Source organism: Rhodococcus sp. T9N (assembly GCF_024436645.1).
In the GTDB taxonomy this organism is placed as follows: Bacteria; Actinomycetota; Actinomycetes; order Mycobacteriales; family Mycobacteriaceae; genus Rhodococcus_F; species Rhodococcus_F qingshengii.
In genome coordinates this window covers 227438-237144 of record NZ_JAMSKS010000010.1, presented here as the reverse complement: position 1 = coordinate 237144, position 9707 = coordinate 227438, and the positions used below count along the sequence as shown (strand labels likewise).

Below are 9707 nucleotides of genomic sequence, written 5' to 3'. Positions count from 1 at the left end.
GCGAACTACGCGACTTCGTCCGCGGCAACATCAAGGCGCGCGAACGAATGGTCATCCAGTATGCGATTGCCGGTCAGCTCGGCTACCTCGTGATCGGTACCGACCACGCCGCAGAAGCGATTACCGGCTTCTTCACGAAATTCGGTGACGGCGGTGTCGACATCACGCCGCTCACCGGCTTGAGCAAACGCCAGGGCGCTGCATTGCTGCAGGAATTGGGCGCACCCGAGAGCACGTGGCGCAAGGTGCCGACCGCCGACCTCGAGGACGACCGACCCGCGCTACCCGACGAAGTTGCCCTCGGCGTCACGTACTCACAGATAGACGACTACCTCGAAGGAAAGGACGTTTCCTCCGAGGTAGCCGAGAAGCTCGAGAAGATGTTCACCAACACTCGTCACAAGCGCACGGTGCCGGTCACACCCCTCGATGACTGGTGGAAGTAACTCCTACCAGAGCTCTTACCAGCGACTAGCTACCGAACAGGCTGCCGAAGACGTCGCCCAGCGAACCCGTTCCCGAAGCCGGATCCTTCTTCGCGAAGTTGGTGGTGCATCCGTTGAACTGCACTGCATCGACCAGCGTCGACGTGGCGGCGGAACCGGTGCCCACACTGACGCCGTAGTGGTCGACTACCGCGTTCGGGTTCGCGGCGACGATGTCAGCCAAAGGCACTGACACGCGGTCCTTGGCGCCGTCGATGTTCTGAGTGCTCCACCACACGCCCTTCTGGAGATCCGCGTGAACGCCGCCGTCAGCCGTCGGCGTCGCGTCGGGTCCCGGGACCCACACCAGGGTGGTGAATCCGTTCTCGAACTTTCCGCCGGTCGTTCCGGTGAGGCGGAGCTGGAACGCCGCAGTCGGCGTGGCGGCGCGCTCGGCAAAGCCGATCGCCTTGCCGACTGCGTCGGACAGCTTGATACCGCCGGCCGAATGGTAGGAAACCGAACGATCGCCGGTACCGTCGACGGCCAGCTTCAGTGAACCGTCCTTGTCGAGAACGTTGTCGGCCGAGTACGACGCGGTCTGATCCTTCTCGTCGGTGAACGGGATGCCCCACCCGTTCGGCGTCGCTTCGGTGGACAGGGTCGAGCACGAGGCTTCCGGCGCAGAAGAGCCGAGAGAACCGGTGGACGGAAGCGCAGTAGCAATTGCCGGAGCGGTGAGTGCAGCTGCCCCGAGGAGCGCTACGACGACTCCGACACGGCGCGTGGAATTAATCGACATTGAAATACCTTTCACATATCCCGAGTGGAATTGCGCCAAAATTAACACATGTCGACAATTACCAACAGCGAAGGTATTTCTTTTGTCATCCAAACAGATGACAATTCACCTTGGCAATTCGAAGTGCATTCGCTCCCCCAAAAGTAGGAGAAACTAAACAAAACGACCAATGCTGGACAATTGACCAACAATGGAGAAAACGGAGATAGGTGCCACTTGAGCTGGAGTGATCAAGATATAAATATTTGGACCGGCAAACCGAAAAAGGACAATATGTCGGCAGCCCACAAATAGCTACGCCGGCAATTCTCGGACTAGCCTCCAGCGAAAGGCGGAAGAATATCGACAGCGCTACCGGAGGCTCGAGAGACGTCGCGGGTCAACTCGTCACCGACGAGGAAAGCCGAGACCGACAGCACTCGCTCCATCTCCGGTCCGTATCGCCCGACCAGCACCGCCACCAACTCGGCAAGTGTGTTGTCAGGCGAGATGGCGACTACCTCGCTACGGCAACCGGATACATCCGCTGCAGCAGCAAAGTAACGAACCGAGATCGAATGCGGATCAGCCACCAATCGCTCCCATACTTCTTTCCGGCGGAACGAAGTCCGCGGCGTCGATGCCGTGCCCAGCCCACTTGTTCCACATCGCACCGCGCCACAAATCCGCTAGTTCGTCGTCACTTGCTCCGGCCCTGAGCGCGGCACGCAGATCAACTTCACGGTCACTGAACAGACATGACCGAATTGTTCCCTCTGCGGTCATTCGCGTCCGATCGCATTCACTGCAGAACGAGCGGGTCACGGAAGCGATGATCCCTACCGTCATCGTGGTCCCGTCGACACGCCATTCTTCGGCAGGAGCCGACGGATCTTCACGGCCGATTGCTTCCAATTCGAAACGGCTTCCCAAAACGGACAACAATTCAGCCGCGGTCACCATGTTCTCGCGTGCCCATGCATGGTCTGCGTCCAGAGGCATTTGCTCGATAAAGCGCAATTCGACGCCGGCTTCGAGGCACCACTGCAAAAGATCCGCCGCGCCGTGGAGCGTTTCACGCATCAGCACCGCATTGATCTTCAGTGGCGCGAGCCCGGCCGCAGCTGCCGCTCGAATTCCCGCGAGAACGGACGGCAACCTGTCTCGACGCGTCAATTCAGCGAAATGGGCGCGATCAACCGAATCCAGGGAAACATTCACGCGAGTCAAACCAGCTGCAGCCAGCTTTGCGGCACGATGTTCGAGCCCAACGGCGTTGGTAGTCATGGAAAGTGGAATTCCTGGCACGCGCGCGGCGCACCCCCCGATGATCTTTTCGAGGTCACTACGCATCAGCGGTTCGCCGCCGGTGAATCTCACCTCGCGAATACCGACTCGTTCGACGCCGATTCCGACTACTCGAATGATCTCGTCGGCACTCAGAAGATCTTCCGCAGCGATGGCCGGCAAGCCTTCCTCCGGCATGCAATACGTGCAACGAAGTGAACACTTCTCGGTGATCGAGACTCGCAGATCTCTGGCAACACGCCCGAACCTGTCGACCAGGAGATCCGTCTCGGGACGACCGGCGAGGGAGGCAGCGTCGAACCGCACGGTGGGAATTCCCATCGAGACCACTGTCATCACTTCACCAACTTCCGTATTGCTCCAGTATGACCGAAAGCCGTACTCCGTGTGTCGGACGGACCACACCGCCTAGGATCAAAACATGTCGAGGTTGTCGAGGTTACTGTCATGAGCGCGCGTTCGGTCGAGGAACACGCGTCGCACATCTCCGGATTGCTCACCGGCCTGCACACCCTCTCTCCGACGGCAGTTCCGACGGCAGAAGCGTTGGGGCGCATAACTTGCTCGGATATCGCATCGCCGGTAGACCTGCCACTCTTCCGCAACTCGCAGATGGACGGGTATGCCGTCGATGCTGCTTCTGTGGCCTCGGTTCCGACCACACTGACGGTTCGAGGCGTGATCGCCGCTGGAAGCGGAAAACCACCGAAACACCTTCCAGGATCGGCATTTCGCATCATGACCGGTGCTCCGCTCCCCGAGGGTGCCGACGCCGTTGTTCCGGTCGAGGACACAACGGGTGTCACCGAGCACGTCGTCACGATCGAACGGGGCAGATCGGTAGGCGAGTTCGTACGCGAACGTGGCAGCGACATCACCGCCGGAATGCTACTGGTCACGGCCGGAACGCACTTGGAACCTCGCCATATCGCCGCGCTGAGTGCTGTGGGCTTGGCCTCGCTCGACACCTACACGAAGCCACGGGTCGCGATAATTACGACGGGCGCCGAACTGAAAAGTGCCGGAACAACTCTCGAACCCGGTGAGATCTACGATTCCAACGGTCCAGCTTTGGCAACATTGGCCGAAGCCAACGGCGCCGATGTCGTCTCCGTCGCCCGAAGCAGCGACGACCCCGCCGAGTTCCGCGAATTGCTCTCGTACGCAACCTCGGTCGCTGATCTGGTGTTCACCTCCGGCGGAGTGTCCATGGGCGACTTCGAGGTGGTGAAGGAAACTCTCACGCCTCTGGGAGCACACTTCGGCCACGTCGCAATGCAGCCGGGCGGTCCGCAAGGCACTGCAGTGGTGAACGAAGTGCCGGTACTGAGCTTCCCGGGCAACCCGGTGAGCACGATGGTCTCCTTCGAGGTCTTCGCACGGGGCGAACTGCGCCGGGCCGCGGGCCTGCCCGAGATCCCGCGCGAGCGACTCCCGTTGACTGCACCGCTGCGTTCGGTGGACGGCAAGCGGCAGTTCCTGCGGGCACGCAGAACTGCGGACGGAATCGAACTCGTTGCCGGACCCGGATCGCACCTTGTTGCAGCCATGGCGTGGGCCGACGTCCTGATCGACATCCCCGCCGCCGTGACCGAGCTCGGCGCGGGCGATCTCGTCGACGTCGTCCCGCTCTCGACTTCCTCGATCTGATTCACTCGATCTGATTCAAAGGACACTGATGACCGAATTGACACACGTCGACAGCGAGGGCCGAGCGCGCATGGTCGACGTCAGCGCCAAGGCCGAGACGACGCGTATCGCCGTCGCCGCCGGCGAACTCGTCACGACCGCCGAGGTAGTTCGCCTCGTCCGCGCCGACGGCATGCCCAAGGCTGATGTCCTCACCACCGCGCGCATCGCCGGAATCGCCGGTGCGAAGAAGACCTCCGAACTGATCCCGCTGTGTCATCAACTCGCGCTCTCGTCGGTCAAGGTGGAATTCGGGTTCACCGAAACATCGATCACCGTCGAGGCGACGGCGAAGACTCGCGGACAGACCGGCGTCGAGATGGAAGCACTCACCGCCGTCGCGGTAGCCGGCCTGACCTTGCACGACATGGTCAAAGCGGTGGACCCCGGAGCTACCATGAACGGTGTTCGTCTGCTCACCAAAGACGGTGGTAAGCGCGGACATTGGACCCGCGACACTCAGAACGCACAGACAGCTCCGGCGCACACCTTCACCTCGGCACGGTCCGCGACCGTCCTCGTGGCTTCCACCGGCGGTGCGAACGGCACCAGACCCGACACCACCGGACCCACGATCGCGACCTGGCTACGTGAACGGGACTTCGAGGTACGTGGACCGCTTGTGTACGCCGACGCAGACATCGCGGCGGGCATCGCTGACGCCAAGGAGGGCTCCCCGTCACTCGTCATCAGTACCGGCGGCACCGGGGCTTCCCCCACGGATGCCACACCGGAAGCTACCCGGGCAGTCTTGACCCGTGAGTTGCCCGGCGTCGCAGAAGCGATCCGGACCAAGGGCCTCGAGAAGACACCGCACGCGTCGCTGAGCCGTGGTGTGGCAGGTCTCACAGGTACGACGGTCATCGTCAATCTTCCGGGTTCTCCCGGTGGAGTGAAGGACGGTCTCGCCGTCCTCGGACCCATCATCGATCACCTGCTCGCGCAGGTCGCAGGCGGAGGAGCGCACGATGAGTGAGCTATTGGCTCGGATCTCCGAGCAACCGATTCACGCAGACACCGTCGACGCCGCCGTTGCCGGTCCGAAGAACGGCGCTGTTGTGGTGTTCACGGGAACGGTGCGCAATCACGATGGAGGTCAAGCGGTTTCGGCGTTGGAGTACCAAGCGCATCCGGATGCCGAACGCTTCCTCGAGACGTGCTGCCAAGAGGTTGCGGCCTCGACCGGCCTGCCGGTTGCTGCGATCCATCGCGTCGGTCACCTCGAGATCGGTGATCTCGCACTGGTCGCCGCCGTCGCCGCGCCGCATCGAGCGGAGGCGTTTGCCGCGTGCGCCGAACTGGTGGAGCGCATCAAGCACGAGGTACCGATCTGGAAGCGGCAACACTTCGCGAACGGCGTCTCCGAATGGGTCGGGTTGTAGGTCGAACGCTCCGGGAAGGTAGAGTTGCGATCACTAGGTGCCTGAAATCGGGCATCCAGCGTCGTAGAACGCAAATTTTCTTGCTGAGTGCTCAATGCACCCGCTCTTCTTACGGCGAAGAAGCCTGCCGACCGGCAGCGCCGCCACCACTGTGCTTGATTGTTCGACCGGTTAATTCCCGTGTCGGCATCCGGGCACGAACACGTGCCCGAAAGGCTCTGAACACACTTGTCTGACATCTCTACGCCCGCTACCACCTTCGCAGCCCTCGGTGTGCGCGCACCGCTGGTGAAAGCTCTCGAAGACGGCGGAATCACTTCTCCGTTCCCGATCCAGATCGACACCCTCCCCGACACTCTCTCGGGGCGCGACGTACTGGGCCGCGGAAAGACCGGAAGCGGCAAGACCCTCGCGTTCTCCATCCCCATGGTCTCCCGCCTCGCCGGCGAACTGTCCGGAGGAAAGCGTCGTCCGGGTCGACCGCTCGGCCTGGTGCTCGCACCGACGCGTGAGCTCGCCACCCAGATCACCGCAACCCTCGAACCGTTGGCCGCCGCATACGACTTGCGCGTGACCACGATCTTCGGTGGTGTCTCGCAGCACCGCCAGGTTCAGGCTCTCAAGGCCGGAGTCGACATCGTCGTCGCCTGCCCCGGTCGCCTCGAAGACCTCATGAAGCAGAAGTTCGTCAGTCTCGACGCCGTCGAGATCACCGTGCTCGACGAGGCCGACCACATGGCCGACCTCGGCTTCCTGCCCGTCGTCACCCGCATCCTCTCGTCCACCCCGCAGGACGGGCAGCGTCTACTGTTCTCGGCAACGCTGGACAACGGCGTCGACAAGCTCGTCAAGCGTTTCCTCAAGAACGAGGTCATGCATTCGGTCGACGAGGCCAACTCCCCCGTCGCCGCAATGACGCACCACGTGTTCGACGTCGACGGCGTCGAAGCCAAGAAGGCTCTGGTCGAGAAGCTCGCTTCCGGTACCGGTCGTCGCATCCTGTTCATGCGCACCAAGCACCAGGCTCGCAAGTTGGCTCGCCAGCTCACCGAGTCGGGCATCCCGTCCGTTGACCTTCACGGCAACCTCTCGCAGGCTGCTCGCGACCGTAACCTGGCGGCATTCTCCGCCGGTGAAGCGCGCGTCCTCGTCGCCACCGACGTCGCAGCGCGTGGCGTCCACGTCGACGACGTCGAGTTGGTCGTCCACGTCGATCCGCCGGCCGAGCACAAGGCTTACCTGCACCGCAGTGGTCGCACCGCTCGCGCAGGCAGCGCCGGCGACGTGGTCACCGTGGTTCTGCCCGAGCAGCGTAAGGATCTTGCGATCCTCATGCGCAAGGCAGCCATCAAGGTGACCCCGGTCCGTTCGACTGCCAACTCCGAGCACGTCGTCAAGTTGGTCGGCGACATCGCACCGCACGTCACGCCGGCTCCGAAGGCTCCTGCCCAGCCCAACGGTGGACGCGGACAGCGTCCCGCCGGCCAGGGTGGACGCGGCGGCGCAGCACGTTCGGGTCAGGCTCGCTCCGGACAGGGCGGTCAGTCACGCGGTGCTCGCACCGGCGGAGCTGCCCGTCAGGAACATGCCGGTGGTGGCGCTCGCCGTCCCCGCACCGGCGGCGGCGCTCGCACCGCAGGCTCCACCGGTGGCCGTCCCGCACGCTAGGCCACACCGCCGCCCCGCGCGCAACGCCGCCCGGTACAACTCAATAGGTTTCGTAGTGGACAGCGTCGGCCAATGGCCGGCGCTGTCGCCATCCGAAGCGTTCGAGATCCGGAACCTGTTGAAACTCGGTCACCTTCCCGACGCACAGCCACGCAATGGGGCGAACGGGTGACGGAATGCCCATTAGTTCGGTGAGGTACTTCTCGTCGTAGAACGAAACCCAGCCGATGCCGATCTCCTCGGCTACCGCGGCGAGCCACAAATTCTGAATTGCCAGTACCGCCGAGAACAGTCCGGTGTCGTCGACGGTATGACGGCCGAGGATGTTCGGGCCACCGCGCGACGGGTCGTAAGTGACGACGATGCCGGTACCGCTCTCGGCGATTCCCTCGATCTTGATGGGGTCGAACGTCGAGCGGCGATCCTCGGGCAAAGACTGCGCGAATTTCACCCGGGCATCGGCGACGTGTGCCGCGAAGGTGTCGAGCGTCTCCGGATTACGAACGACGACAAAATCCCACGGTTGCGTGTTTCCCACGCTCGGCGCGCGATGGGCGGCGTCGAGAATGCGCATCAGAGTTTCGTCGGGGACGATCTCTCCCGAGAACTCGGCGCGAACGTCTCGGCGTCGCCGAATCGCTTCGTACACGGATACAGCTGATTCACTCACGCCCCGACGGTATAGCGGTGCAATCCCAGCATGGCGTCGGGGTGCGGTTCGACCGTTTCTTCGCGCATGCAGGCGCGGAGCGCGCTGCCGACCGCCCCCGAATCCATCCCGGTGCCGATCACGACCAGTTGCGTGGTTCGAGGTTCGCCCGACTTCCATCGCAGCGGCGTGATCCGGACATGATCACCCACCGATTGGATCTCGAATTTTCCTGTGTAGCCCGGAATCTCGAAGTTCACGAAGCCCTTGATGCGGTAAACACCCGACGGCTGATTCTCGAGAAAGTGCGTCAGAGCCCTGGCATCGAGAGGCGTCTCCGATGCGAAATCAACCGATTCGTAGCGGTGGTGCAGGTGATCGTGGTGACACGAGCCGTCCTCGTGATCGTCGTCGTGCCCGTCGCGCAGGAGCTCGTCGAGGCTCAGTTGATCGCCCGGAGCCGGAGGGGTCACCTCGCCGGTATCGAACAACAGAGCGGGGTCTATCCGCGAGTGCGAGGTTTCCACCATCGGCGCTCGCGGATTCAACTTACGAATTTCGGTCGTGAATCGCTCGCGTTCGGCGACCGGAACGCTGTCGATCTTGTTGACTACCACCAGGTCTGCCAGGCGGACATGTTGATCGAGCTCGGGATGTTCGCGGCGAACGGTGGAGAAATTGGCTCCGTCGACCAGGACTACCAGGCCGCCGTAGACGACCGACGGGTTCTCACTTCCGAGGACGAGTCGAATCATGTTCCGCGGCTCGGCAAGCCCGCTGGCCTCGATGACGATCACGTCGATCCCGGACTGCCGGTGCGCCAACTTGTTCAGCATCTCGTCCATGTCCGAGACGTCGACAGCGCAGCACAAACAGCCGTTGCTGAGAGAGACCATCGAATCGACCTGACCGGCGACCATCATCGAGTCGATGTTGACGGAGCCGAAGTCGTTGACGATCACGCCGATGCGTACACCGTCGTTGTTACGCAGAAGATGGTTGAGCAGCGTCGTCTTGCCCGAACCGAGAAAGCCTGCGACGACTATTACGGGAATCTGCTTCTTCGCCACCACACAACCTTCCGAAACCACACGTACCGATCAGTGATCGTAGTGGAGTGTGGCTCCGGAAGGTTCACGCTGACAGCAGACTCACACCGTGCAGAGCGGACGGATGTCCGACGTGCCCTCGGTGGTCGGTGACGTCAGGATCGTGCATGCGTTGTATCCACGGGATTCGGCGACCCGGCGGATCTCACTCCAGCCTGCCGCGTCGACGACCGCCGACCGTGAGAGCACGAACCCGGAAAGCCTGAGCGGATCGCCCACCAGTGCCCACGAATAGTCGTCGGCAATGTAGGTGACGATGTAGTTGGGTGGGCCGTCCAAGCTTTCCTGTGAGGGCACCCCGGGGAAGCTCACGTGCAACTGGGCACCCGTTGCTGGATCGGTAACTCGGGCATTCCCGACGATCTCGTTGGCTTGACCGGTCCACGTCGTACACGTGTTCTTCACGCTCACGTTCGACGAATCGACGATCCCGTAACTCGCCCGGGTGTCCTTCGCGCACGCGAGGTTGAAGGGCTGAGGAATCGCCGCCACCTGGTTCCATTCCCCTACGTAGCGCGCGACGTCCAGGTTCGCCACCGGCTGCAAGGGTTCCCAGAGTGGGCTCGCCTGCGCGGTTCCCGAAAACATCGTCACTGCGGCGCACACTCCCGCAATCGCAATCGCACTTCGCCCCGACCACTTCATGTCACTGCTCCTCGTCTGTACACCGCTCGATCGGCATTGGTTCCTCAAGGC

At 62.5% G+C, this 9707-nt stretch carries 11 protein-coding genes; 5 read left to right on the top strand and 6 right to left on the bottom strand.

All coding sequences use genetic code 11. The annotated features are described in order from the left end of the window. A partial coding sequence (gene nadE / locus M1L53_RS18325; RefSeq protein WP_261949250.1) for an ammonia-dependent NAD(+) synthetase occupies positions 1-446 on the top strand: 446 nt, incomplete at its 5' end. A 25-nt stretch (positions 447-471) separates the two neighbouring features. Here nadE and M1L53_RS18320 read toward each other — a convergent pair. The 3 genes from M1L53_RS18320 to moaA all read right to left on the bottom strand — a co-directional run bounded on the left by M1L53_RS18320 (position 472) and on the right by moaA (position 2850). Beyond that, positions 472-1227, bottom strand: a complete 756-nt coding sequence (locus M1L53_RS18320) for a hypothetical protein (RefSeq protein WP_003944763.1) — start codon at positions 1225-1227, stop codon at positions 472-474. A 314-nt stretch (positions 1228-1541) separates the two neighbouring features. Then, complete coding sequence (locus tag M1L53_RS18315) at positions 1542-1799, bottom strand: MoaD/ThiS family protein (protein ID WP_003944706.1); 258 nt, start codon at positions 1797-1799, stop codon at positions 1542-1544. Beyond that, the gene (moaA, locus tag M1L53_RS18310) at positions 1792-2850 is read right to left on the bottom strand and encodes a GTP 3',8-cyclase MoaA (RefSeq protein ID WP_047271625.1); all 1059 of its coding nucleotides are present in this window, start codon (positions 2848-2850) and stop codon (positions 1792-1794) included. The genes M1L53_RS18315 and moaA overlap by 8 nt, the downstream gene beginning before the upstream one ends. A 111-nt stretch (positions 2851-2961) precedes the next feature. Here moaA and glp point away from each other — a divergent pair, with 111 nt between their 5' ends. The 4 genes from glp to M1L53_RS18290 all read left to right on the top strand — a co-directional run bounded on the left by glp (position 2962) and on the right by M1L53_RS18290 (position 7253). Further along, the gene (gene glp / locus M1L53_RS18305; protein ID WP_003944714.1) at positions 2962-4164 is read left to right on the top strand and encodes a gephyrin-like molybdotransferase Glp; all 1203 of its coding nucleotides are present in this window, start codon (positions 2962-2964) and stop codon (positions 4162-4164) included. A 28-nt stretch (positions 4165-4192) separates the two neighbouring features. Next, positions 4193-5179: a bifunctional molybdenum cofactor biosynthesis protein MoaC/MoaB gene (gene moaCB, locus M1L53_RS18300; protein WP_054187785.1), complete on the top strand. Its 987-nt coding sequence runs from the start codon at positions 4193-4195 to the stop codon at positions 5177-5179. Further along, positions 5172-5585, top strand: coding sequence for a molybdenum cofactor biosynthesis protein MoaE (locus tag M1L53_RS18295; protein ID WP_003944730.1), 414 nt, complete (start codon positions 5172-5174; stop codon positions 5583-5585). Before moaCB ends, M1L53_RS18295 begins: the two co-directional genes overlap by 8 nt. A gap of 228 nt (positions 5586-5813) precedes the next feature. After that, positions 5814-7253 (top strand): DEAD/DEAH box helicase, encoded by a 1440-nt coding sequence (locus tag M1L53_RS18290; RefSeq protein WP_042450056.1) that lies wholly within the window; start codon positions 5814-5816, stop codon positions 7251-7253. 40 nt (positions 7254-7293) lie between these two features. Here M1L53_RS18290 and bluB read toward each other — a convergent pair whose 3' ends face one another. The 3 genes from bluB to M1L53_RS18275 form a co-directional block, all read right to left on the bottom strand. After that, positions 7294-7923: a 5,6-dimethylbenzimidazole synthase gene (bluB, locus tag M1L53_RS18285; RefSeq protein WP_007731309.1), complete on the bottom strand. Its 630-nt coding sequence runs from the start codon at positions 7921-7923 to the stop codon at positions 7294-7296. After that, on the bottom strand, positions 7920-8972 hold the full coding sequence (locus tag M1L53_RS18280) for a GTP-binding protein (RefSeq protein ID WP_054187604.1): 1053 nt from the start codon (positions 8970-8972) through the stop codon (positions 7920-7922). Before M1L53_RS18280 ends, bluB begins: the two co-directional genes overlap by 4 nt. An 81-nt stretch (positions 8973-9053) precedes the next feature. Further along, positions 9054-9656: a lipocalin family protein gene (locus M1L53_RS18275; RefSeq protein ID WP_054187605.1), complete on the bottom strand. Its 603-nt coding sequence runs from the start codon at positions 9654-9656 to the stop codon at positions 9054-9056. Positions 9657-9707 lie beyond the last annotated feature (51 nt).